The sequence below is a fragment of the Saccharothrix syringae genome, from assembly GCF_009498035.1.
In the GTDB taxonomy this organism is placed as follows: domain Bacteria; phylum Actinomycetota; class Actinomycetes; order Mycobacteriales; family Pseudonocardiaceae; genus Actinosynnema; species Actinosynnema syringae.
The window spans coordinates 5,320,787-5,343,989 of sequence record NZ_CP034550.1 but is presented as its reverse complement, the minus strand read 5'-3'; the positions used below and the strand labels follow the sequence as shown (position 1 = coordinate 5,343,989).

21 protein-coding genes and 1 pseudogene are annotated in these 23,203 nt (G+C 74.9%); 12 read left to right on the top strand and 10 right to left on the bottom strand.

Going from position 1 to position 23,203, the window contains the following annotated elements; all coding sequences use genetic code 11:
- Positions 1-85 precede the first annotated feature (85 nt).
- The 5 genes from EKG83_RS49750 to EKG83_RS23155 all read right to left on the bottom strand — a co-directional run bounded on the left by EKG83_RS49750 (position 86) and on the right by EKG83_RS23155 (position 4,556).
- Entirely contained in the window at positions 86-1,156 is a 1,071-nt protein-coding gene (locus EKG83_RS49750; protein WP_407690788.1) for an endonuclease, read from the bottom strand.
- Positions 1,157-1,581: 425 nt separating this feature from the next.
- Positions 1,582-2,076 (bottom strand): RICIN domain-containing protein, encoded by a 495-nt coding sequence (locus EKG83_RS23170; protein ID WP_051765058.1) that lies wholly within the window; start codon positions 2,074-2,076, stop codon positions 1,582-1,584.
- A 109-nt stretch (positions 2,077-2,185) separates the two neighbouring features.
- The gene (locus EKG83_RS23165) at positions 2,186-2,716 is read right to left on the bottom strand and encodes a hemerythrin domain-containing protein (RefSeq protein ID WP_211269030.1); all 531 of its coding nucleotides are present in this window, start codon (positions 2,714-2,716) and stop codon (positions 2,186-2,188) included.
- Positions 2,717-3,012: 296 nt separating this feature from the next.
- Positions 3,013-3,384 carry a hypothetical protein gene (locus EKG83_RS23160; protein WP_153278316.1) on the bottom strand — a complete coding sequence of 124 codons (372 nt, stop codon included), beginning with the start codon at positions 3,382-3,384 and terminating at the stop codon, positions 3,013-3,015.
- Positions 3,385-3,650: 266 nt separating this feature from the next.
- Positions 3,651-4,556, bottom strand: a complete 906-nt coding sequence (locus EKG83_RS23155; RefSeq protein ID WP_051765059.1) for a sigma-70 family RNA polymerase sigma factor — start codon at positions 4,554-4,556, stop codon at positions 3,651-3,653.
- A gap of 136 nt (positions 4,557-4,692) precedes the next feature.
- Between EKG83_RS23155 and EKG83_RS23150 the strand changes: the two genes are divergently transcribed.
- The 3 genes and pseudogenes from EKG83_RS23150 to EKG83_RS49745 form a co-directional block, all read left to right on the top strand.
- Positions 4,693-5,175 carry a carboxymuconolactone decarboxylase family protein gene (locus EKG83_RS23150; RefSeq protein ID WP_033429428.1) on the top strand — a complete coding sequence of 161 codons (483 nt, stop codon included), beginning with the start codon at positions 4,693-4,695 and terminating at the stop codon, positions 5,173-5,175.
- Positions 5,176-5,293: 118 nt separating this feature from the next.
- Positions 5,294-5,422, top strand: a complete 129-nt coding sequence (locus EKG83_RS49090) for a hypothetical protein (RefSeq protein ID WP_265590346.1) — start codon at positions 5,294-5,296, stop codon at positions 5,420-5,422.
- Positions 5,423-5,579: 157 nt separating this feature from the next.
- Positions 5,580-5,708 (top strand): annotated as a pseudogene (locus EKG83_RS49745) (IS5/IS1182 family transposase); the annotation flags it as partial.
- A gap of 271 nt (positions 5,709-5,979) precedes the next feature.
- Here the strand turns inward: EKG83_RS49745 and lanKC are convergent.
- Positions 5,980-8,538 (bottom strand): class III lanthionine synthetase LanKC, encoded by a 2,559-nt coding sequence (lanKC, locus tag EKG83_RS23140; protein ID WP_051765246.1) that lies wholly within the window; start codon positions 8,536-8,538, stop codon positions 5,980-5,982.
- A 397-nt stretch (positions 8,539-8,935) separates the two neighbouring features.
- On the opposite strand from lanKC, the gene EKG83_RS23135 reads away from it, so the two are divergent.
- From EKG83_RS23135 to EKG83_RS23120, 4 genes are read left to right on the top strand one after another with little or no spacing between them, the layout of a single operon-like run.
- Positions 8,936-11,824 carry an AfsR/SARP family transcriptional regulator gene (locus EKG83_RS23135; RefSeq protein WP_084716180.1) on the top strand — a complete coding sequence of 963 codons (2,889 nt, stop codon included), beginning with the start codon at positions 8,936-8,938 and terminating at the stop codon, positions 11,822-11,824.
- Positions 11,721-13,304 carry a peptide ABC transporter substrate-binding protein gene (locus tag EKG83_RS23130; RefSeq protein ID WP_063741275.1) on the top strand — a complete coding sequence of 528 codons (1,584 nt, stop codon included), beginning with the start codon at positions 11,721-11,723 and terminating at the stop codon, positions 13,302-13,304. The genes EKG83_RS23135 and EKG83_RS23130 overlap by 104 nt, the downstream gene beginning before the upstream one ends.
- Positions 13,301-14,314, top strand: a complete 1,014-nt coding sequence (locus tag EKG83_RS23125) for an ABC transporter permease (protein WP_033429430.1) — start codon at positions 13,301-13,303, stop codon at positions 14,312-14,314. The genes EKG83_RS23130 and EKG83_RS23125 overlap by 4 nt, the downstream gene beginning before the upstream one ends.
- Positions 14,307-15,110 (top strand): ABC transporter permease, encoded by an 804-nt coding sequence (locus EKG83_RS23120; protein WP_033429431.1) that lies wholly within the window; start codon positions 14,307-14,309, stop codon positions 15,108-15,110. The genes EKG83_RS23125 and EKG83_RS23120 overlap by 8 nt, the downstream gene beginning before the upstream one ends.
- 152 nt (positions 15,111-15,262) lie before the next feature.
- Here EKG83_RS23120 and EKG83_RS23115 read toward each other — a convergent pair whose 3' ends face one another.
- Together EKG83_RS23115 and EKG83_RS23110 are read right to left on the bottom strand one after the other, a co-directional pair.
- Positions 15,263-16,624, bottom strand: coding sequence for a cytochrome P450 (locus EKG83_RS23115; RefSeq protein WP_228122789.1), 1,362 nt, complete (start codon positions 16,622-16,624; stop codon positions 15,263-15,265).
- A gap of 367 nt (positions 16,625-16,991) precedes the next feature.
- Positions 16,992-17,459, bottom strand: a complete 468-nt coding sequence (locus EKG83_RS23110; RefSeq protein WP_033429433.1) for a DIP1984 family protein — start codon at positions 17,457-17,459, stop codon at positions 16,992-16,994.
- A gap of 207 nt (positions 17,460-17,666) precedes the next feature.
- On the opposite strand from EKG83_RS23110, the gene EKG83_RS23105 reads away from it, so the two are divergent.
- The 3 genes from EKG83_RS23105 (at position 17,667) to EKG83_RS23095 (ending at position 20,335) form a co-directional block, all read left to right on the top strand.
- Positions 17,667-18,365 carry a hypothetical protein gene (locus EKG83_RS23105; protein WP_153278314.1) on the top strand — a complete coding sequence of 233 codons (699 nt, stop codon included), beginning with the start codon at positions 17,667-17,669 and terminating at the stop codon, positions 18,363-18,365.
- A 120-nt stretch (positions 18,366-18,485) separates the two neighbouring features.
- Complete coding sequence (locus EKG83_RS23100) at positions 18,486-19,925, top strand: peptidoglycan-binding domain-containing protein (protein WP_051765067.1); 1,440 nt, start codon at positions 18,486-18,488, stop codon at positions 19,923-19,925.
- Complete coding sequence (locus EKG83_RS23095) at positions 19,922-20,335, top strand: hypothetical protein (RefSeq protein ID WP_033429436.1); 414 nt, start codon at positions 19,922-19,924, stop codon at positions 20,333-20,335. The genes EKG83_RS23100 and EKG83_RS23095 overlap by 4 nt, the downstream gene beginning before the upstream one ends.
- Positions 20,336-20,455: 120 nt before the next feature.
- Here EKG83_RS23095 and EKG83_RS23090 read toward each other — a convergent pair whose 3' ends face one another.
- Positions 20,456-21,244 carry an alpha/beta fold hydrolase domain-containing protein gene (locus EKG83_RS23090; protein ID WP_051765069.1) on the bottom strand — a complete coding sequence of 263 codons (789 nt, stop codon included), beginning with the start codon at positions 21,242-21,244 and terminating at the stop codon, positions 20,456-20,458.
- A 102-nt stretch (positions 21,245-21,346) separates the two neighbouring features.
- On the opposite strand from EKG83_RS23090, the gene EKG83_RS23085 reads away from it, so the two are divergent.
- Both EKG83_RS23085 and EKG83_RS23080 read left to right on the top strand, forming a co-directional pair.
- Positions 21,347-21,994 carry a HemK2/MTQ2 family protein methyltransferase gene (locus tag EKG83_RS23085; RefSeq protein WP_033429437.1) on the top strand — a complete coding sequence of 216 codons (648 nt, stop codon included), beginning with the start codon at positions 21,347-21,349 and terminating at the stop codon, positions 21,992-21,994.
- Positions 21,978-22,169 carry a CDGSH iron-sulfur domain-containing protein gene (locus EKG83_RS23080; RefSeq protein ID WP_033429438.1) on the top strand — a complete coding sequence of 64 codons (192 nt, stop codon included), beginning with the start codon at positions 21,978-21,980 and terminating at the stop codon, positions 22,167-22,169. The genes EKG83_RS23085 and EKG83_RS23080 overlap by 17 nt, the downstream gene beginning before the upstream one ends.
- Positions 22,170-22,179: 10 nt before the next feature.
- On the opposite strand, the gene EKG83_RS23075 is transcribed toward EKG83_RS23080, so the two are convergent.
- The gene (locus EKG83_RS23075; protein WP_033429439.1) at positions 22,180-23,196 is read right to left on the bottom strand and encodes an iron-containing redox enzyme family protein; all 1,017 of its coding nucleotides are present in this window, start codon (positions 23,194-23,196) and stop codon (positions 22,180-22,182) included.
- Between the last annotated feature and the right edge of the window lie 7 nt (positions 23,197-23,203).

Genomic DNA, 23,203 nt, shown 5'->3' with positions numbered 1-23,203 from the left:
GACGTTCGGTGTGCACCTGTGTCCCGTTATCCGCATGATCGCGGACAACGGGACACAGGAATTCTTCTTCGGAACGCCCCCGCGCTCAGCCCCAGATCGCCGCGACCCACTCCGGGTGGTCGATGAACGGATTCCGGTTGCGCTGGAACCGGTCGTAGATCACCTGGTTGCGCCGCTTCTCGAACGCGTCCGGCGGGTCCTGCGCGTGCCACTGCCGCAGCAGCGACAACCGCCCGTGGTACGGCGCGGTGCCGTTGGCCACGCTGTCGTTGAGCTCCAGGTCGGCGAACCCGTCGTCCCCCTCGTAGCGCACCGCCATGTAGAACAGCATCCGCGCCACGTCGCCCTTGACCGCGTTGCGCGGCTCCCACGAGTCGGCGTCGGTGTAGTTCCCCGGCGCCTCGGCCGCCGCCGAACCGCCCGCGTCGAAGTCCTTGTTGCCCCGGTTGGCGTTGACCGACACGTCCTCCGGCCGCAGGTGGTGGACGTCCGTGCCCGGACCGGTCGCGGTGCCGAAGTCGCCGTGCGACTTGGCCCAGACGTGCTCCCGGTTCCAGTCGTCCGCGTTGCCGCCGTTGGCGGTCTTGCCCTGCGAGCGCCCGGAGTACAGCAGGATGACGTTGGCGGCGTTGTCCGGGTCCTGGTCGGTGACCTTCAACGCCTCCCACACCTGGTCGTAGGACAGCTTGGTCTGGGTGCGGATGATCTGGTGCAGCGCCGTCTTCAGGGCCGCGCCGGACTTGCCCAGCGCCGCGCTGTAGTACGCGTCCACGTCGGGCACCGCGGTCGTGGTGGTCGTCGTGGTGGTGGCGCCGGTCGTGGTGGTCGTCGTCGGTGCACCGCCGGCGAACGCGAACGCCGAGGTCGAGGTCAGGCCCGGGTGGGCGAAGTAGGCGCCGAGCACGCCGGTCACGTCCACCTGCCGCCCCAGCAGGCCGGGGTTGCTCTTCAGCCCCCACTGCGCCCGGAACGCCGAGGTGACCTGCACGTACAACATCTGGCCGGTGGCCGTCTGGGACGGCGAGTCCGCCAGCGCCAGCGCGTAGTCCGACGGGAACGCCGACCTGACCACGGTGCTCGTCGCGGTCGGCTGGCCGACCACGTAACCCCGCACGGTCGCGGTGGCGCCGTTCTGCTGCGCGATGGCCGCCGCCACCGTGATCGGCGCGGCGCCCGACGCCGCGGGCACCACCAGGGCCGCCGCCACCGCGACGACGGCCACCACGAAGGCTGTTGGATGAAGCAGGGACCGGGTTCGCACGATCGTGGATCTCCTCCCGGGAGCGGCGTCGCAGGGTGACCGCACCCCCGGGGAGCATGCCCGAGAAACAACACGACCGAGTTAATGATCACCCAACCTTGGGGATCAACCGTTCACACTGGGATCACCACCAGGGCCGACCACCCGGGCAGGCGGGACCGCGTCCCAGCCCGGCCACACGGCCACCGCACCCACCCAGGTCGGCCACGCGAGCGGGCGCGCCCGTGTCCAGACCGGCCACAGGACGGGCGCGCCCACCCCCGCTCCATCCCCGCACCCGGCCGCCCGCGCGGCAGGCCGGGTGCGGTGGTCCCCCTCAGTCAGGTGGTGTGCCACTGCTGGTCGGCGGCGCCGACGCACTCCCACATCACGACCGCGGCGCCGTTCCACCAGTTCCCCGCCAGGACGGTCAGGCACTTGCCGTTGATGCGGTTGCGCAGTTCCGAGCCCTGCCAGTACCAGTGCTGCTGCGGCTGGTCGATGCAGTCGTACAGGCCCACCGCCGCACCCGTGTCGCCGTTGGCGCCCCGCACGTCCAGGCACTGCCCGCCGTCGAGGTCGGTCACCAGCTGCTCACCCCGCCAGGACCACCGCTGCTGGGCCCAGCCGCCGCAGTCCCACATGTGCGCCATCGCGCCCCGGTACGGGTTGGCGTCGGCGATGTTCAGGCACCGGTTGTTCAGGTTCGCCGCGAGCATGAACCCCACCGCCTCCGCGCCCGGCTCGGCCGACGCCGCCGAGCCGGCCACCCCGCCGGCCGCCAACGCCGCGGCGCCCAGCACCGCGGCGACCTTCTTCACCCTGGACCCGACCATGTGCGTCCCCCTCCGAGAGTCCCCCCCGCCGACGCGGACCGCGCGGCGTGACTTCGTACTCTCGCGGGGCGGGCGGCGTGCGCGTATCCCCAAACCTGGGGGTTGCGGACTACCGGCCGGGCACCTCGACCGCGCGCGCCACCAGTTCCGCGTCCACCGCGCCGAGCCTCCCGGCCAGCCCCGTCAGCGCGTCGGCGATCTTGCGCTCCTCGTAGGTGAAGTGCGTCTCCAGCAGCGCGGCCACGGTGTCCACCTCGGTGCGCGCCGCCCGCGCGGACGCCTCGTCGCCGCCCGGCGACCCGATCCGCTCGGCCAGCGCCCGGAGCGCGTCGGACACGACCCGGTGGTCCCGCGCCAGCTCCTCCAGCACCGCGCGCAGCTCGGGGTGCTCCCGCGCCAGCACCGGGAACGCGCCGTCGTCCTCGGCGGTGTGGTGCCGGGTGACGGCCGCGCAGAAGGACAGGCAGTGCGCGCGCAGGTCGGGCAGCGGGCGGTGCTCGCCGGTCAGGTGGCCGGTCAGGTGGTCGTCCAGGTGGTCGCGCAGCTCGGCGAGCTGTTCGCGCAGGGCGACGTGCACGCGGACCAGTTGGTTCCCGAACGCCATCAGGCGGGACGACGGCTCGGTGATGTGCTCCCCCACCGCTTCGACCTTACGCCGGGGCCGCCCTGGTGCTCGCCGCGGTCGCCGCCGCGCTGGTCTGGCGGCGGGCGGTGCGGCACTACCGGGTGACGGGGTCGTGAACGCGATTCCCGAATGCGGTTGGGCGCCACGGGCAAAGCCGGGGGAATTCAGCACGGGAAATCACCGCGCACGAAAGGGCAGTGCACTCGCCCGTTCACGGTGAACGGCCCCGCGCCCACCCGGAGGTGGGCGCGGGGGGCCGATCGGACTTCACCCCGCCTCAGCAGGTGTGGCGCGATCGGCGACGCGGGAGGTCAGGGCCTCCACTCCGAGCAGCTGTCGCCGAAGATGTCGTTCTCGCACACCCGGAGGTGGGTGATGGTCACCGTCACCGAACCGCAGCCGGGCGTCACCCCGTTGTCGTCGGTGACCCGGCCGATCGTGTTGTTCGGCAGGCGGTACTCGGCGTAGACCAGGTTGCCGTCCCCCTCCATGTCGCAGACGCTGACCACACCGCCGAGGAACTGGGCGTAGTCCTCGCCCTGCGACACGTAGACGGCGTAGGGGCCGACCCCCGGGTCCTCGCCGGCGGGGGCGGCCGCGGCGACGCCCGTCCCCACCAGGAGGGAGGCGCCGACCAGCGCCACCGCTCTGCCGGTGCGTCGAACAACGTCCTGGATCGACATTCGCTTTCTCCCTTCGTCGGACTCCCCTTTCGGGGTGTTGCTTTCCAGGGGTACCTCGGGCGCCGATTCGCAAATCAATCCCGGCGGCTTTTCCGGCGATGATCACCTGAACGGAGCACGACGTGGTGAGCAATACGAGTGAAAGGCCGGCATCTGCGTTGACCGCCCGACCGGCCGCGCATTGGAATGGCGCGCGCGGGCGACCCCACGACACCTTTTCCGCAATTCGGCGGGGAGCGAAAGAGTTTCGAAAAAACGAGGAACCCTCATCGCTTTTCGGGTCGATCGACCCGGCACGCCCGGAGGTCGACACCCAGCCCGCCGAGGTCGAGCCGGGCCAGCCGGGCGGGGTCGGAGAGGATGTCGATGGCCACGACCCGACCACCGGCGACGGTGAAGCCCATGACCGACAACAGCCCGCCGCCGAGGGTGTTGACCAGGCCGGGTGCCCCGTTGACCAGCGCGGGCCGGGTGGTGGCGGCGCCGGCCGCGCGGCGGAAGACCGCGGCCCGGCCCGCCACCGCCTCGGCCCCGCGGACGACCGTCAGGGTGCCGTTGTCGGCGCGGAGCACGACGTCGGGGTCGAGGATGGCGACCAGGGCCTCGAAGTCGCCTTCGCGGGCGGCCGCCAGGAAGGCGTCGACGACCCGGCGCTGGGTGGCCGGGTCCGGTTCCCGGCTCGGCGTGGCGCCCCGGACCCGGCCGCGGGCGCGGCTGGCGAGCTTGCGGGCGGCCACCGGGGTGCGGTCGACGATCGGGGCGATGTCCTCGAAGGGCAGCCCGAACAGGTCGTGCAGGACGAACGCCAGCCGCTCGGCCGGGGTCAGCGACTCCAGCACCACCAGCAGCGCCGGGCCCACGGAGTCGGCGGTCAGCGCCCCGGCCTCCGGGTGGCCGGTGTCCTCGGGACCTATCACCGGGTCGGGCAGGTGGGCTTCCAGCGGGTCCTCGCGGCGCAGCCGGCGGGCGCGCAGCGCGTCCAGGCACACCCGGCCGACCACCGTGGTCAGCCAGCCGCCGAGGTTGTCGATGTCGTCGGCCCCGGCGCGCGCGAGCTTCAGCCAGGTCTCCTGGACGGCGTCGTCGGCCTCGGCCAGGGAGCCGAGCATCCGGTGGGCCACCGCCCTCAGGTGGGTGCGGTGCTCCTCGAACCGCCTGGCCAACACGTCCACGTCCGTCCTCCCCCGGTGGGTCCTCCACCAGCCTGACGAACGAAACCCGTGGGATGTGACCGCGCCCCGCCGGTCACCTCCGCCGCGCGCCCGGCGTCAGGTCGGTGGACACCCCACAACGGGAGAGGAACCCACCATGAGCACCCACCAGCCGCGGCTGCCCGACCCGACCGCCCACGTCCCCCGGCTCACCGAGCTGGGCGGCCTGCTGTTCGAGGCGGTCGGGAACGGCTCGGTCCCGCGGACCACGATCAGCCTGGTGCACCTGCGCGCCGGGCAGCTCGTCGGCAACACCTACCTGACCGCCCGGCACACCGGCGACCTCCGCCGGGGCGGGGAGACCGAGGACCGCATCAGCGCGGTGGCCTCCTGGCGCGACGCGCCCTGCTTCACCGGGCCCGAGCGTGCCGCGCTGGCGCTCGTCGAGGCCGTGCTCACCCCGAACCCGCACGGCGAGCGCGTCCCCGACGAGCTGTACGCGCAGGTGTCCCGGCACTACGACGACCTGGCGATCACGACGCTGGCCCTGGCGATCGGGCAGGTCAACTTCTTCGTGCCGCTCGTCCTGGTCGGCAGGCCGCTCCCCGGCGCGACGCCCGCGGAGCAGTGGCGGCGGTGACACCGGCGGCACCGGTGCGGTGGCGCCGCACCGGTGCCGTGGCGCGCTACGAGCTGTTTGAGGTTCGGATCTCGGTTGGGCTCGGTGGTGTGCCGGTTGGGGCTGGTAGAACACGGTTGTGGCGCGTTGTGATCTGACCGATGCCGAGTGGGCGCTGATCGAGCCGCACGTGCCGGTGGCGGCCACCGGGCTGTTGCCACGGCGGGTGCGCGAGCAGTTGACCGTCTACTCCCGGTTCAGTGCCTGAGCGGGGTGGCGGTCGCCGGGGAGACCCTGGATGCGCTGGAGCAGGCGTTGACCGAGGAAAAGGGGGCTCCGTTGCCCACCCAACAGAGCGTGCTGCGGGTGGTGCGCCGCGGTCCGCGCCTGACACGGCCGACGCGGGCACGCCTGCCGGTCGGGACCGTGCCGCTCGCGGGCGTCGTCGGAAGGCGCGGGCTGCGGCGGCCGGGCTCGGCCGGTCCCGGGGCGGGCTGAGCAGCAAGATCCACGCCGCGGGGTTGCCGTTGGCGTTCGTGCTCACCCCCGGCCAACCCGCGGTTGCGGACGGTGCTGGACCGGATCCGGGGTCCCGGCCCGACCGGCCGGTCTCGTTCGATCCCGCAAAGCCACGAGGCCGGACTACATCTACGAGGAGCGGTCATGTGGCTGAAGACCCTGATCCCAACCACATGATCCGAACCCCGAACAGCTCCTAGTTGCAGGCCAGGAGGCTGACGCAGCTGCAGCAGTGGTCGCTGTGGGTGCTGAGGCCGAACAGGTCGTCGCCGGAGGCGTCCAGCTTCTGCAGGTTCAACACGAAGGTCACGGGGTCACCCCCTCCCACGGGGACAGGAACGGGAAGGTCGCGTGGTCGCCGTCGAGGGCCGCGGCGACGGCGAGCAGGATCCCGGCGGACCCGGTGGCCACGTCCATCGACAACCGCAGGAGCTGGTCGCCGGGGAAGGCGGCGTGCCCCCGGTGGTCCAGGAGGTGCCAGGACAGCCTGCGCAGGTGCCGTTCGACCACCGGCCCGTGCTCGACCCGGCCGGTGTCGCGCAGCCTGGCCAGGAACGCGATGAGCCCGGCCCGGCCGTTGAACAGCCCGCAGCCGATGACGAACTCGGGGGTGGCCGCCCGCGCGATCCCCCGCAGCGTGCCCGCCAGCTCCTCGTCCGGGCGGTGGCGCAGGAACTCGTCGAGCACGAAGCCGGTGCCGGCGCTGCCGGTCGCGACGTAGGGCATCACGCGGAAGCCCTCGTCCACCTGCACCGTGCCGTCGTCGAGCGCCACCGCCCGGTCGAGGTCCCGGCGCAGCGCGGTCTCCGCGAGGTCGAGGAACTGCCGGTCGCCGGTCGCCTCGAACAGCCGGAGGAGGAACAGCGCGTGCCCGGACGGGCCGTGCATCAGGCCCGCCCGCCGGACCGCCGAGGGGTCCGGCGGCACGGCGGTGCAGTCGACCAGCCGGTCGGCCACGTCGAGCGCGCGGGCGCGGAACTCCCCGGCACCGGTCCGCCCGGCGAAGTGCAGCAGGTTCAGGCCGATGCCCGCCAGGCCGTCGAACAGGTTGGCCGACGCGGTGTCCAGGGCGGTGTCCGGCACCCCGTCCAGCAGGGTGAGCGCGTCGTCGCGGCGGCCCAGCGCCTCCAGCGCGTAGGCCACGCCGTGCAGGCCGTCGAAGAAGCCGACCGCGTCGCCGCACTGCCCTCGCCACACCGCGTCGAGCAGCCAGTCCTCGTGCTCGGGGTGGCGGCCGGCGCCGGTCGCGTTCAGCACGTGCAGCACCCCGGCCGCGCCGTGGGCGAACCCGACGCCGTTGCCGGTGAACTGCCTGATGTCGCCGGGGAAGAGCCGGTCGTCGCGCTCGGGGGTGGCGCCGGCCAGGATGCCGCGGTGCAGCGACGCGCGCAGGACGGGCCACACGCCGTCCCCCGCGTCCAGGGCGTCGGCGAGCGCGCCGATCCGGCCGGGCGGTGCGGTGGGGCGCAACTCCGCCAGCACCTCCGGGGCATAGCTCGCGGGCACCGGGAACCGGCGCGCGATCGTCTCGACCAGCGCCCGCGGCTTGTCCGGCGCGAGCGGGAACACGACCGTCAGGGGCAGGAACGCCGCGACCCGCAGGCAGGCCAGCGCGTACCGGTCGAGCGCGGTGCCGCGGCGGCCGTCCGGGGGCGCGAACCCCGGTGCGCCCAGGCCGGGGCGCTGCTCGTCGGTGGTGTACGAGGCCGCTTCGAAGTCGACGAAGCGGATCTGCCCGTCCGGCCGGACGATGACGTTGTGCGGGTGCAGGTCGCCGAACGCGATGCCGTGGTCGTGCACGACCCGCAGGCCCTCGCGCACCCGGTCGAGCACGTCCAGCGCCCACGCGGTGTACTCGGCGACGTCCGCCTCGGTGGCCTCCGGGTGGATCAGCGGGTAGCGGTCGACGAACATCCGGCCGAGCGTCGCGCCCTCCACGTACTCCTCGGCCAGGAAGTGGTGCTCCCAGCAGGTGAACCGCTCGTACAGCTCCGGCACCACCCCGGTCCCGGCCAGCTTCTCCAGGACCTCCTGCTCGCGCTCCAGCCGCCGCACCGCGTCGCGGCCGGTGGCGTCGAGGCCCGCGTGCGGCCGGGCCTCCCGCAGCACGACCCGCCGCCCGGTCCGGGTGTCGGTGGCCAGGTAGACGCCGCCGCCGTTGGAGAAGTGCAGCGGTCGCGCGACGGTGTACGGGAAGTCCGCCGGTGCCTGCTCGTCGCGCAGCCGGGCGCGGATCCGCTCGGCCAGGAAGTCCGGCACCGGCGCCCACGGCGGCACCTCGAAGTACGGCCCGCGGAAGTCCGGCACCAGCCGGCCGGTCGGGTCGGCGATGGCGGGCACGCGCTCACCGCCCGGCGCGCGGCAGAACCGGCGGCGGAACGCGCCGTAGCGGACGTGCAGCGGCCCGGCGCCCCAGCGCAGGTCGTTGAGGATGTAGGGCCCCGGCTGGCCGTCGAGGGCGGCGCCGAGCCCGTCCAGCAGCTGCTCCAGCTCGCCGGTCGAAGCGGGGTAGATGGTGATGAACTTCCCGCTGCCGCCCCGGTCGGCGTACTTCCCGTTGCGCAGCAGCAGGGCCGTCAGGTCGGGCAGGAACTTGAACGGGAGGGCCCGCGGCAGGCAGTACCCCCACACCGCGTCCAGCACCTCGACCGCGTTGGCGGGGGTGGCCGACACGTGGACCTTCCACCCCTGCGCGGGCAGGCGCGCCGACGTCGGCGTCAGGTGGACCCACTCGGGGTTCTCGTGCCGCACCCACCCGTGCGGCACGACCCGCCCCGCGGACAGCGCCTCGGCCGGTCCGGTCCGCACCCGCGCCGGCGAGTCGTAGAACACCGGGTCGGCCAGGCAGAATTTCTCGTACGCCACGTCCATCGACCACCTGCTCCCCTCCGGGACCGCCGGGCCCCGCGCACCGACCACGATCCGCACCGCGCCTTCGGCAGGACTTTGGGCACCCATAAATGCGCTGGTCCGCCCGCGACCGGTGGTGCACCGAACGCACCGCCGCCCCGCTGACCCGCGCCGACCGGGCGGTTACCGCGTTCGCCCGATTCCCGCGCACCACTCGGCCGCCCCCGGCGGCGACCATTCGCGAAATGTCCGCCGCAATGCGGTAAAAGCACTACCCGGCGTGCACGGCGACAGCGCGAATGCGTCGCCGTGCAGCCGAAGGGGGGATTCGAACGACAGACCTTGAGCGGCGCCGGCGGAAGCCATTAGCGTCGTCGGATCGTGATCTCTCGCGGGAGCACCGGGGACTGGGATGGCAGTGGAGTTCCGCCTGCTGGGTGACATCCAGGCGCTGGTCGGCGGTCGACCCGTGGACGTCGGCCACGCGCGGCAGCGGTGCGTCCTGGCGGTCCTGCTGGTGGAGGCCAACCTGGTGGTGCCCAGCGCGCAGCTGGTGGACCGGGTGTGGGGCGGCGGGCGGCTGCCCAACCGCCCGGTCAACACGCTGCACACCTACCTGGCGCTGCTGCGGCGGGCGCTGACCGGCGTGGACGGAGTGGCGATCGAGCGGTGCGCGCCCGGTTACCGCCTCACCGTCGACCCCGCGGCCGTGGACGTGCTCCGGTTCCACGACCTGGTCGACGAGGCGCGGGCGGGCGGTGACGACGAGCGCAGCGCCGACCTGCTGGAGCAGGCGTTGCGGCTGTGGCGCGGCGACCCGTTCGGCACCCTGGACACGGCCTGGCTCAACAACGCGCGCACCGTCCTGCTCATGCGGCGCCAGGCCGCCCGGCTCGACCTGACCGACCTGCGGCTGCGGCTGGGCCGGCACGCCGCGCTGGTCCCGGAGCTGCACGACCAGGTCGAGGAGAACCCGCTCGACGAACGCCTGGCCGGCCAGCTGGTGCTGGCGCTGTACCGCAGCGAGCGCCGGTCCGACGCCCTGGCGCACTACCAGCGGATCCGCCGCAGGCTGGCCGAGGAGCTGGGCCTGGAGCCCGGTGCGGCGCTGCGCACGCTGCACCAGCAGGTGCTGGCCTCGGCGCCGGCCCTCGACGCGCCCCGCCGCCGGGTGACCGCCCGGTCGGCCCCCGACGTCGTGCCGCGGCAGCTCCCGGCCGGTCCCCGGCTGTTCGTGGGCCGGTCCGGCCCGCTGCGCCGCCTCGACGAGGCGCTGTCGGGCCCGGGCGTGGCGGTCGCGGTCGTCACCGGTCCCGGCGGCGTCGGCAAGTCCTCGCTCGCCCTGCACTGGGCGCACGCGAACGCCCACCGCTTCCCCGACGGCCAGCTGTTCGCCAACCTGCGGGGCTTCGGTCCCGCGGGCGCGCCGCCGGCACCGGAGGAGGTGCTGCACTCGTTCCTGGAGGCCCTGGGCGTCCCCGCCGACGCGGTGCCCCGCAACCCGGACGCGCGGGCGGCGCTGTACCGGAGCCTGACCGCCGACAAGCGGCTGCTCGTGGTGCTGGACAACGCCGGCGGTTCCCCGCAGGTCGAACCGCTGCTGCCGGGCAGCCCGTCGTGCGCCGTGCTGGTCACCGGCCGCCGCTACCTCGGCGGCCTGGTCGTCGCGCACGGCGCCGCGGCCGTGGAGCTGGACGTGCTCAGCGGGCCGGAGTCCGAGGAGCTGCTGACCCGCCGCCTCGGCGCCGGGCGCACGGCCGCCGAACCCGCGGCGACGGCCGAGCTGCTGGCCGCGTGCGCGGGGCTGCCGCTGGCGCTGGACATCGTGGCCGCGCGCGCCGCCCGCACCGCGCGATTACCGCTGGCCGAGCTGGCCGAGGACATGCGGTCCTCCGCGGCCCGGCTCGACGCGCTGGACGGCGGTGAGCTGGGCGTCGACGTGCGCGCGGTGCTGTCCTGGTCGCACGCCCCGCTCGCGGCCGGGTCGCGGCGCCTGTTCGCGCTGCTCGGCGCGGCACCCGGGCCCGACAGCGGGCTGGCCGCCGCGGTGGCCCTGGCCGGGCTGCCGACGTCCCGGACCAAGGCGGTGCTGCGGGACCTGGAGGACGCGAACCTGGTCCGGCGGCACCGCGACGGCCGCTGGCGGATGCACGACCTGGTGCGGCTCTACGCGGCCGAGCGGGCCGGCGAACTCGCGGCGGACGAGCGCGCCGCGGCGCTGCACCGGGTGGTCGACCTCTACCTGCACACCGCCGTGGCCGGGGAACGGCTGCTCAACCCGCACCGCGACCCGGTCGAGGTCGCGCCCGCGGCCGGGTGCGAGCCGGTGGACCTGCCCGACCAGGCCGCGGCCATGCGGTGGTTCGAGGCCGAGCACGCGTGCCTGCTCGCCGCGCAGCGGCTGGCCGACGAGCAGGGCAGGCACGACGCGGTGTGGCAGCTGGCCTGGTCGCTGAGCACGTTCCACCGCAGGCAGGGGCGCTTCGCCGACCAGCACGCGGTGTGGGTGCTGGGGCTGGCCGCCGCGACCCGGTCGGGGTCGACCGGGGCCCTGGTGCTCACCCGCAGGCGCCTGGCCCTGGCCTGCGCCCGGCTCGGTCGGCACGACGAGGCCGTCGACCACCTCCGGCAGGCCCTGGAGCTGGCCGAGCGCACCGGCGACCGGCGCGCCCAGGCCCACACCCACCAGGCGTTCGGCTCGATCCGGGAGGCCACCGGCGACCACCGGGCGGCGCTGGCGCACCTGGCCCGGGCGCTGCACCTGTTCCGCGCGGTGGGCACCCCGGCGCAGGAGGGCGAGGCGCGCAACGGGGTCGGCTGGTACCTGGCCCAGGTGGGCCGCCACCGGCAGGCGCGGGCCCAGTGCGAACTCGCCCTCGCCCTGCTGACCGCCCACGGGCACGCCGAGGCCGTGGCCAACACCCTGGACAGCCTGCGGTACGTGCACCAGCAGCTGGGCGACTGGGAACGCGCGCTGCACCACGGCCTCCGGGCGCTCGACCTCTACCGCGAGCTCGGCAACGCCTTCGAGGAGGCCAACGCCCTCGACCACGTGGCGGCGGCGCACCTGGCCCTCGGCAGGCGCGACGAGGCCCGGCGGTGCTGGCGGCAGGCCCGCGAGCGGTACCTGGGGCAGTACCGGACCGCCGACGCCGACCGGATCGGGCGACAACTGGTCGACCTGGAGGGGAGCACCCATGTCGAGGGCACTCTCGACCTGCTGCGGGGTGGCGCTGCTGCTGGCCGCGGCGGCGTGCCGGGGCACGACCGGGGCGGAGGACGGCACCCCGCCCGCGGGTGAGCTGCGGGTCGCCATCACCGAACCCCGGTCCCTGCTGAGCACCGACGCCACCGACTCCAACGCGGTGCTGGTGCTCAGCGCGCTCTACACCGGCCTGGTGGAGTACGACCCGAAGACCTCCGCGCCGGTCAACGCCATGGCCGAGTCGATCACCACGACCGACCGGCGGGTGTGGACCATCGCCCTGGAGCCGGGGTGGCGGTTCCACAACGGCGAGCCGGTCGACGCCGACGCCTACCTGCGGGCGTGGAACTTCGCCGCCCACGGGCCCAACGCCCAGCAGGGCGCGTCGTTCCTGGACCGCGTCAGCGGGTTCGCCGAGGCCCAGTCCGGCCGCGCCGACCGGCTCGCGGGCCTGCGCAAGCTCGACGACCTCCGCTTCGAGGTGTCCCTCGCGGCGCCGTTCGCCGCGTTCCCGGTGCTGCTCGGCGCCCCGGTGTTCCTGCCGATGGCCGCGGCGTGCGCCGCCGACCCGACCGCGTGCGGCGAGGCGCCCATCGGCAACGGCCCGTTCCGGGTGGACGGCCGCTGGGAGCACGACCGCCGGCTCGCGCTGGTCCGCCAGGACGCCCACCCCGGCCCCGCGCCCGCGGTCGACCGGCTCACCTTCCTCGTCTACGCCCAGGGCGAGACCGCCTACAACGACCTGCTCGCCGGCGAGGTCGACTTCCTCAAGGACGTGCCACCGAACAAGGTCACCGACGCGCGGCAGCGGCTGGGCCCGCGACTGGTCGAGCAGGACAGCCCCGCCGTGCGCCACCTCGGGTTCCCCACCCACCTGCCGCCGTTCGACGACAAGCGCGTGCGGCAGGCCATCTCGCTGGCCATCGACCGGCAGGCGGTCAGCGACGCGGTCGTCTCCGGGCGCTACACCGCCGCGGACGGGTTCGCCCCGGCGCTGGTGCCCGGCGCCCGGCCGGGCCGGTGCGGCCACTGCCGGTTCGACCCGGCGCGGGCCCGCGAGCTGCTGGCGCGGGCGGGCGGCTGGCGCGGCGGGCCGCTGCAGCTGTGGTTCCCCTCGGGCAGCGGCGCCGAGCTGCTGATGCAGGCCGTCGGCGACCAGGTCAAGCGGCACCTGGGCATCGACTACGAGCTGCGCGACACCCTGCCGTCGGCGCAGTACCTGGAGACCCTGCGGCAGGGCGGGGCCACCGGGCCGTGGCGGACCAACTGGGTGCCGGACTACCCGCTGCTGGAGAACTACCTCAAGCCCCTGTTCGGCACCGGCCAGTCGGGCAACTACTCGCGGTGGTCCGACCCCGGGTTCGACCGGCTGATCGCCGAGGGGGACGGCGCGGCCGACCCGGTGGAGGCGGCCCGCCGCTACGGGCAGGCCGAGGAGCTGCTGGCCGAGGAGCTGCCGGTCGCGCCGCTGTGGTTCGACCGGGCCGCGATGGCGCTGGGCGAGCGGGTCGAGCACCTGTCGGTCCACCCGGTGACCCGGGCCCTCGACCTGACCGGCGTCCGGCTGCGGGGGTGACCGGTCCGGGGCGGTACCTGGCCCGCCGCCTGCTCCAGTTCCCGCCGACCGTGCTGGCCACGCTGTTCGCGCTGCACTACCTGACCGCCCTGGGCATCCAGCTCAACGGCAACCCGGCCCGCGCGGTGTTCGGCGACCGGGTGCCGACGGCGGCCCAGCTCGCCGCCGCGGCCCGCCGCCTGGGCACCGACGACCCGTGCTTCGCCAGGGTGGGCGACCCGTGCCTGCCGGTGTTCGGCACCCGGTTGCGGCACCTGCTCGCCGGCGACCTCGGCACCGACGTGCGCGGCCGCGACGTGCTGGCCGCCGTCGGCGACGCCGCGCCGGTCACGCTCCGGCTGGCGCTGCTGGCGTTCGCCGTCAACGCCGCCGCGGGCCTGACCGCGGGCGTGCTCGCCGGGGCGCGCCGCGGCCGGGCCGCCGACCGGCTGGTGCGGGTCGGCGCGGCCGCGCTCGTCGCGGTGCCGCCGTTCCTGCTCGGCGCCCTGGCGCAGTTCGGCCTGGGCGTGCGGCTGGGCCGGTGGCTCGACGGGCAGCCGTGGGCGCCGCAGTTCCTCGGTGACGTGTTCACCGTCGCGTTCCGGCCCGGCCACCCGTGGCTGAGCCTGGTCGTCCCGGCCACCGTGCTCGGGGCGCTGGCCGCGGCCGTCACCGCCCGGGTGACCCGGTCGGCGGTGGCGGCGAACCTGGGCGCGGACCACGTGCGCACCGCCGCCGCCAAGGGGCTGGGCCGGGCCCGGGTCGTCCGCGCGCACGCGCTGCGCAACTGCCTGGTCCCGGTGGTCACGCACCTCGGGTCCGACGTCACCGCGCTGCTCGGCGGCGCCGTGGTGGTCGAAGGGGTGTTCAACGTGCCCGGCGCGGGCCGGCTGGTGTTCACCGCGGTGGCGGACGGCGACGCGCCGGTGGTGATCGCGGCGGCCACGATCGCGCTGCTGGTCCACCTGGTGGTCAACCTCGCCGTCGACCTGCTCTACCCGGTGCTCGACCCCCGGATCGGCCATGGCTGACCGCGTGGGCCGGATCGTGCTCGCCCTGCCCCTGCTGGCCGTCCTCTCGATGGCCGCGCTGCCCCGGCTGTGGACCCGGCGCGACCCCCGGGACTGCGACCTCGCGCTGGGCGCGCGACCGCCCGACGCGGCGCACGTGTTCGGCACCAACGCGCTGGGCTGCGACTACTACGCGATGACCGTCCACGGCGCCCGGCCGGCCGTGCTCGTCGGGCTGTGCGCCGCGGTCGCGGCCGTCGTGGTCGGCGGGCTGGCCGGCACCGTCGCGGGCTACCGCGGCGGCTGGGTCGACAGCGCCGTCTCGCGCACCGCCGACGTCTTCGCCGCGCTGCCCGCCCTGCTGGGCGTGCTGGTGCTGCTGACCCTGCTGCGCGCCCACTCGGTCGTCGCGGTGGTCGGTGCGCTGGCGCTGCTCGGCTGGCCGCCGGTGGCCAGGATCGCGCGCGGGGCGACCATCGCGGCGCGGCGGTCGGGCCACGCGGACGCCGCGCGCGCCCTGGGGGCGTCCCACCCGCACGTGGTGCTGCGGCACGTGCTGCCCGACGCGCTCCCGCCGGTCGTCGCCGTCGGCAGCACCAGCCTCGGCGGCTACCTGGCCGCCGAGAGCACGCTGTCCTACCTGGGGGTCGGGCTGCGCCCGCCGGCGGTGTCCTGGGGCGTGCTGGTCAACCAGTCGCGCGACCTGGCCGAGCACCCCCACCTGCTGCTGTTCCCCGGCGGGTTCCTGCTGGTCACCGTGGTGTGCCTGGTGCTGCTCGGCGACGTCGCAGGCGACGCGCTCGACCGGCGCGGGTGACCGGTACGGCGCGGTACCGGTCACCCCCGCCGCCGGGTCCCCGCCCGGCGAAACCCCGGTGGGGTCTCGTCGGGGGCGAAGTCGGGTCCGGCGCGGGACCATGCTCCGGGCCGCGCCTTTGGCGGGCCTTTGGGGTCGGGCAAAAAGCCTGGTCAGCGGGCACGTCGGGTGACGCGCATGTGCAGTCGGCGTGGCCGCAGCACCACGGACGCGGCCGGGCGCACCTCCTCCTCCCCGGGCAGGTGCGCCAGGCGCCAGCGGGTGGCGATGGAGGCCAGGGCCAGGGTCGCCTCGACCACGCCGAACCGGTCGCCGACGCACTTGCGCGCGCCGTGGCCGAACGGCAGGAACGCGGTGCGCGGCGGGACGGGCCGCGCGGCCGGGTCCCAGCGGTCGGGGTCGAACCGCTCGGGGTCGCGGTAGAGGTCGGCGCGGTGGTGGACGACGTACGGGCTGCACGCCACCACCGTGCCCGCGGGCAGGTGGTGGCCGCCCAGCCGGGCGTCGGTGGTCAGCTCGCGGTTGAGCAGCCAGATCGGCGGGCGCAGGCGCATGGTCTCGGTGACGACCCGGCCGGTGAACTCCAGCGCGCGCAGGTCCTCGTAGGTGGCGGTGCGCCCGTTGAGGTTGGCGTCGACCTCGGCGTGCAGCCGGCGCTCGACCTCGCGGTCGCCGGCGACCAGGTGCAGCGCCCAGGACAGCACGACGGCGGTGGTCTCGCTGCCCGCGAGGTGGAAGACCAGCATCTCGTCGACCAGCTCGGTGTCGGACGAGGTGCGCCGGTCGTCCGCGGACTCGGTGTCGTACCCGGCGAGCAGGGCGGACAGCAGGTCGCCCCGGTCGCCGCCCTCGGCGCGCCGGGCGCGGACGGCCGCCAGGGTGCTCCGCCGCAGCCGGTCGCGGGCGCGGGCGGAGCGGACGTTGACCGGGAGCGGCAGGCGGGTCAACGCCCGCGGCAGGAACATCCTGGGCAGGACGGCACCAGCGACGGTGTCGGCGTCCCGCCGGGCCCTGCGCAGCCGTGCGGGCGGGAGGGTGTCGGAGAACATGGTCGAGGTCAACACGTTCGTGGCGATCATGGCCATCTCGGCAGGGACGTCGAGGACCTGGCCGTCGTGCCACGAGTTGACCCGCTCGGCGATCTGGAAGGACATGACGCGCCCGTAGGCGGGGAGCCGGTCGGGGTGGAAGGCGGGTTGGACCAGCCTGCGCCGGCGGCGGTGGTCGGAGTGCGGGCAGGTGCTCACGTTGTCGCCCACCACGTCGCGGGCGCGCTCGATGAACGGGCCGCCCTTGTCGAACGCGCGGTCGTCCAGCAGGACCTGGTGGGCCAGGTCCGGGTCGCACACCACGACCACGTCGAACGGGCCCACGGTGACGCGGACGAGGTCGCCCTGGCCCTGGAGCGAGGCGAGGAAGTCCACCGGGTCGCGCAGCACCGGCCAGGCGTGGCCGAGCAGCGGCAGCCGGCCCCGGGCGACGGGGATGTCCACTGGTGCGGTCGCGCGGCTCACGTGCACCCACTCCTCGGGTGGCGGGTCCCCTCGCGACCACGGTGGCACCGGGGCGGTCGCGGGCGCGACAGCCGATGGGGTGCCGGGTGTCACTGGATCGAGTGATGGGCGGGGCCCGGCGCGCGGTGTGCGCGTCGGGCCCCGCCGCGGCAGGGAACCCCTTGCCCGCCCTCGTCGTCCGGGATCAGCGCGTGGTGGTGCGGTGTTCTTCGTGCACGGTCACCGGTGAGGTGTCCTGGGCTGCGTCGTGATCCGGGGAATCGAACCCCCGCGCTGCCCTCCGCGCGCCGGAGAAGGTGGGCTGGTTTGACCGCCGGCCCGCGGTGTGCGCTCGCCCCCCGGGCGACTACCCGCTCCTGCCACTCGTTCAGTCCAGCAGGTCCACCTGCCAGTTCGCCTGCTGGATCGCCACGTCGACCTCGCGGATGTCCCGCGCCAACCGGTCGGCGTCCGCGCGCAGCCGCGCCACCGGCAGGGCCGAGACGTACAGCAGTTCGGAGCGGAGCTGGCGCGCCACGCCGTGCTGGTTGCGGCCCGTGGCGGCGTCGGCGGCGGCGGTGAGCAGGCCGTGGCGCAGGCGCAGCGCGTCGCGGTGGGCCAGGGCGTCGGTGATCGTGCCGCCGCCCAGCGGGGTCGAGGCGTTGGTGCGGTTGATCCGGCGGATCAACGACTCCAGCTCGTCGCACGCCTCCACCGCCTGCGCCAGCAGCTCCACGGCGTCCTCGGCGGGCGTCTCGCCCTCCTGGTAGCGGGCGTTGCCGGCCACTCGCGCGCGCAACTGCTCGACACGTCGCGCGACGTCGGCTCGCAGCGCCAGCGCCTCACCCAGCTTCATCCCCACCCCTCCCGCATCGGGGGGTGGAGTCTGCCACGGCGGTGATCACCGGGCACGTCATTTAGGGCTCGTGGGAGCAGGAGGTGGTCGACGCCGCCCGCCGGGGCGCGTGGGCCGGCGACCGTCGAGGGCGCGGACCCGTGCGTCCGGGCGGAACTGGTCCGGGAACTGCTGCTGGGCCGCCACGGCGAGCTGGACCCGCGCGGGGTGCGCGTCCGGGGTGTGCGGGTGGTGGGCGTGCCGGACCTGGACCACGACTCCGGTTCCCTCCTGATCTTGAGCAAGGTGTGGGTGGACAGGGTGCTGTACCTGCCCGCCTCGGTGATGTGCCTGCGGGAGCGCGCGGAATCCGGTCGCCGGGGCTGCGCGGACGGCGACCGGCGGATCGCGGTGCCCGCCGCCGCGGAGCGGGCCGCCGGGCACGACGGCAACGCCCGTCAGGTGCTCATCGCCCAGCAGGAGGACCTGCGGCGTCGCGCGCCCGACGCGTTCGAGGGCCGAGTGGCGCGGTGGCGGCACTGGCTGTGGGGCTGGCTGGGCCGCTACGGCTACCGCGCCCACCGCCTGGTCACCGCCCTGGTCGTGGTCCTGGCCCTGACCGGTGCGCTGGCCTACGCGGCCGGGCAGGTCCCCACCCGCGCCGGTCACCACGCCGCCGAGCGCGTGGTGAGCACGACCGACGGCGGCCGGGGAACGCCCTGCTCCACCGCGGAACTCATCGGCCTGGGCATCGACCGCGGGCTGCCCCTGGGCGCCACCGGGCTGCGCGCCCGCTGCGACCTCGACACCGCCACCCGCCGCGGTCAGGCGTTCACCTACCTCCTCTGGGCGCTGCAAGCCCTGCTGTGGGCCATGGCCACCCTCGCCGTCGCCGCCTACACCGGCCTGGTCCGCAAGCCCACCTGACGCCGACCGCCCGTCCACGCAGCCCGGCGCGGCCGCGCGGCTGCCCGGAGGGGCAGGCCCCGGAGGCGTCGACCGGGGAGACTGGGGAGGTCGGCCCCGGCTCGCGAGGAGGGCGGGAGTGTGTCCACGCACCACGCCGAGCCCGCGCCCAGGCGACGGCCACCCGCGCGTCCCGCCCCCGACCAGCGCCCCGAGGCCGGGCACCTCGTCGAACTCCAGCGGTCGGTCGGCAACCGCGGCGTGGCGCGCACGCTCGTCCAGCGGCGGGCCCTGACGCCGGCGGAGAGCACCGCGGCCGTCGCGGCGGACCGGCGGTTGTTCGACAGCCTCACGGTGCGGGTGCTGCAAACGGTCACCGGGGTGCCCGCCGCGAACCGCGACGGGGTGATCGGGCCGGGCACCGTCCGGGCGACCTCCGACTGGCAGACGGCCCGCGGGCTCGGGGACGACGGCGTCGTCGACCAGGCCACCATGGACCGCCTGGTGACCGAAAGCCTGGCCGGCCACCGCCCCGAGCACGGCATCCAACTGGTGCTCGACTTCTACGACCTGCGCACCGGCGGCGACGTGCTGGTGGTCCGGCACAACGCGGGCGCGTTCACGTTCGAGGGGATGCGGCTGCTCGGGGGCCTGATCCCGTGGCCCGAATTCTCGCCCGCCTCCACCCGGTTCGAGTCCGGCGGGCTGCGCGTCGTCGAGGTCGGGGACGGGGCCTTCACCAGTGCCACCACGCTGCGCGACACCATCCGACGCGAGCTGGCCCGGCCCGCCCCGGCCGCCGCGCCCGCGGCCGCCACGCCCACCCGGCTCACCGCGGCCCAGGCGCGGAGCGGGCTGGCCTTCACCCGCGCCAAGTACTCCGACGAACGCTCCGCGCGCGCCGTCCAGGGCCTGGTCGGGGCTCCGGTGACCGGGGTGTGGGACGTGACGACCACCCAGTTCGTCGCGGAGGCGCAGCAGGCGGCGGGCATCGCCGTCGACGGCAGGATCGGGCCGGCGACCACCGAGGTCTTCTACACCCGGCTCGTCGCGACCAGCCCGAACGCCGCCCTGCGGCTGCTGGTCGACTTCTTCGACCTGACCGACGACGGCAACCTGCTCGCCGTCTTCTTCGACCCGGCGGTCACCGCCCTGGCCTCCACCGACTTCCGGCCGGGCGAACCGGTCCGGGTGCGGGTCGGTCCGAACGCGCTGACCCTGCCCTTCTCCGGCGCCGTGCACAACATCGCCCACGAGCTGGAGCACGTGCGCCGGCTGCGCCAGGGCATCACCTCGGCGGCGACGCACGAGTTCCTCGGCGAGGCCCTGGAGGTCCTCAGCGTCGGCATGCCCGAGGAACCGCTCGACCCGGTCAACCCCACCCACGACGCCTTCGTCAGCGACGCGACCCGGTGCCTGGCCAACTGGAACCTGATGTCGGTTGCGGACCGCCGCCGGTTCCGGGCGAAGTTCGTCGCCGTGCGGCGGAAGGTCCTGCGGCGCATCGACGCCGGGACACCCGCGCAGCGGGCCGCGCACGCCGGGCTCCGGGCGAACTACGTCGCGGTGGTGCTGCCGTGACGCCGCTGGAGGTCCGGCTCCACGTGGTCAGGGACCTCGTGCGGGTCGCGCTGGTCAACACCGGTGACGCCACCGTCGTCGTGGCCGGTCGGCTGGCCGTCGGGTACGAGGGGGGCACCGACCGCGAGCTGTACGCGGTGCTGCGCGACCCGGTCACCGGGGAGGCGGTCGGCGGGCCGGCGCAGCTCTACCACCGCGCGCCGCACCCGGCCGACGACCTCCGCCCGCTCGCCCCGGGCCAGCGGGCGGGCACCGCGTTCAGGCTGGGCGACTGGTACACCCACCCGGCCGGTGCGCTGGAGGTCTCGGTGGTCTACGACCCGACCGAGGTCGCGCGCAGGTTCCCGGGCGTCCACCGGGACCGGGTCGTCTCCGACGCGGTCCGCGTCGACCTCCCGGGCAACCCGTGACCGGCACTCCGGAAGCGCTCCCAGAGCCGAGCCGGAAAAGGCCCGTGACTCCTCTGTCCGAAGTGGACCGCGCGAAGTCGGGAACCTCGTCGCCATGGGGGCGGCGGGTGCTCCCGGAACTCACGCCGAGTGCGCGAGCGGTACCAGCTCGGGTTCCTGCCGCTTCTCCTCCCCGGCCCGCGCCCACGCCGCCAACCTCGGCTCCAGCAGCTCGTACAGCTCCGGGTCCAGCGCCATGCCGGTGTGGGTGCTGCCGACCTCCACGCACTCCGCGCACGGGTCGGCGCACAGCTTCGGCGGCGCGATGAGGTCGTTGTGCGAGAACACCGCGACCGCGGGCACCTCCAGCGGCTTGGCCATGGCCGAGGAGTTGGTCTCGTAGCACGACCCCTGGAAGCAGTCCTCGTCCAGCAGGCCGGGCAGGCCCATGGCGGACAGGCGCGCCAGCGTCCGCGCCACCTTCACCACGCTCGGGTGCGCGCCCAGGGTGTCCAGCACCGGGCTGGCCAGCATCACCAGGCCGCGCACCAGCTCCGGGCGGCGCACCGACAGCAGCCTGGCCAGGCCGCCGCCGCGGCTCTGGCCGAGCAGGACCACCGGTCCACCGGTCGCCTCGACGTGCGCCTGGAGGCGCTTCTCCAGCCGGTCGACCAGCTCGGTCGTGCACCCCACGTTCAGGCCGATGCGCGACCCCGCGGGCACGTACCCCCGGTTGCGCAGCCACGTGGCGGTCAGGTGCAGGCTCAGGTCGCCGAAGCCGAACCCCGGCACCAGCAGGACGCCGACGCCGCGGCCCTGGTCGGGGTCGGCGTCGCGCCACACCGGGTGCGCCAGCAGGCGCGGGATGCCCAGCATGGCCACGAGCACCTGTTCCCTGGCCGCGGCGCGCGCCGCTTCCACTACGCCCATAGGAACCTCCATGTCCGGGAACCGGGGGTTCCCCTGTCAGGGGGACTTGAACCGCGAAGAACGGGTTCGTTTGCGCGCCGGAACGCCGGGAACCACTGTCCTATGTGGTTGTGGAGGCCGCCCGGTGTGTACCGCCCGCAGGAAGACACCTGGCTCATGGTCGATGCTCTGGCTGAAGCGGGCGTCCCGCGCGGTGCGCGGGTGCTGGACGTGTGCACGGGTACCGGTGCGCTGGCGATCGCCGCCGGTCGCGCGGGTGCGGGCGAGGTGACCGCAGTCGACCTGTGTCGGCGCGCGGTGCTCGCGGCGCGGGTCAACGGGCGCCTGAACGGCGTGCCGGTCCGGGCACTGCGGACGGACTTCGGCGACCTGGTCGGCACCGGGGAGTTCGACCTGATCACGGCGAACCCGCCCTACGTGCCCAGTGTGGGCGTGCCCCGGCGCGGGTGCGAGCGGGCGTGGGACGCCGGGGCGATGGGGCGCGCGGTGCTCGACCGGCTGTGCGCGGTGATGCCGATGCTGTTGGCACGCAAGGGGATGGGCCTGATCGTGCACTCCGCGCTGTGCGACTCGGACGTCACGCTGCGGCAGTTGCGCGGTGGCGGGCTCAAGGCGGCGGTGGTGGCCCGGCGGACCATCCCCTTCGGGCCGGTCATGCGCGCCCGGGCGCCGTGGCTGCTCGAACAGGGGTTGATCGAGCAGGGCCAGCGGCACGAGGAACTGGTGGTGATCCGTGCCGACGCCGCGTGACGTGCGCAAGGTGACCGTGGTGCCCGGCGGGCCGCTCCTGGTGGAGGGGCCGGTCGAGATGGAGCTGGAGGACGGGTCGGTGGTGTGCTCCGACCGGTTCGTCGTGGCGGTCTGCTCGTGCCGCCGCAGCAAGCGCTACCCGCTGTGCGACACGAGCCACCGCAAACGTCGCTAGGCTTCCGGGATCACAGGGGCAGGCGGAGCGCCGTCTGCCCCTTCTCCCACGCCCCGAGCAGGTGCTCGCCCAGGCGGGCTTCGAGCAGTTCGGTGGCCTGCACGCCGAACACCACCGACGCGGTCAGCCCGGGTTCGCGGTCGAGCAGGTCGCCGATCACGTCGCGGCGCATGACCTGCTCGTGCACGGCGTCGGCCTCGATGTGCTCGGTGAAGAACTCGACGCAGTCCGGGTGCGCGTCGAGCCGCCGCAACGCCTTGGCCATCCGGGCCGCGCTGGGCGCGGTGGTGATCTCGGCCGCGGCGAAGTGCCCGACCAGCGCGCCGCGCAGGGACCGGTGCAGGCCGCACAGCGACATCAGGTTCACCGTGGCCAGCATGACCGCGGGCGCGTGCTCCAGGTAGTGCAGGTAGCCGTCGTCCAGGCCGGCGCCGACGAGCAGGTCGGCGAACAGCTGGGAGTGCATGCGGTCGCCGCGCCCGCCGCCGAACTCGTCGAACTCCACCGCCACCAGCGCGGCCTTGGCCCGCCCGCGCAGCCGCGGGATGACCCAGGCGTGCGGGTCGGCCTCCTTGAGGTGGTAGATGGAGCGCAGCGCGAAGTACTCGCGCACGTGCCACCACTCCCCCTCGTCCTTGAGGAAGTGGCTCACGCCGGAGCCGTCGACCGGCTCGACGAGCAGTTCGTCCAGCACACCGGCGATGTCGGTGCCGCCGGGCACGTCGGCGCGCAGCGCGTCCAGGAACGCGCGTTCCAGCCCGGCCCGGAAGCGCAGCAGCTCCGGGTCCCACTCCCACTCCTCCGACACGCCGGCGAAGCCCTGGTAGTGCAGCTCGTAGCAGACGTGGAGCGCCAACTGGAGGTCCTCGCCGTACGGGTCGGCGGTGACGTCCGACGGCAGGCCGACTGCGGGCAGGGCGCCCCGCAGGACGTCCGTGCCCCGCAGGACGTCCAGCACCGCCGCGGACAACGGCCCGCGCGGCGCGGGCAGCACGGCCGAGGAGACGGCATGGTCCAAAGAGGTCATGCGCGTG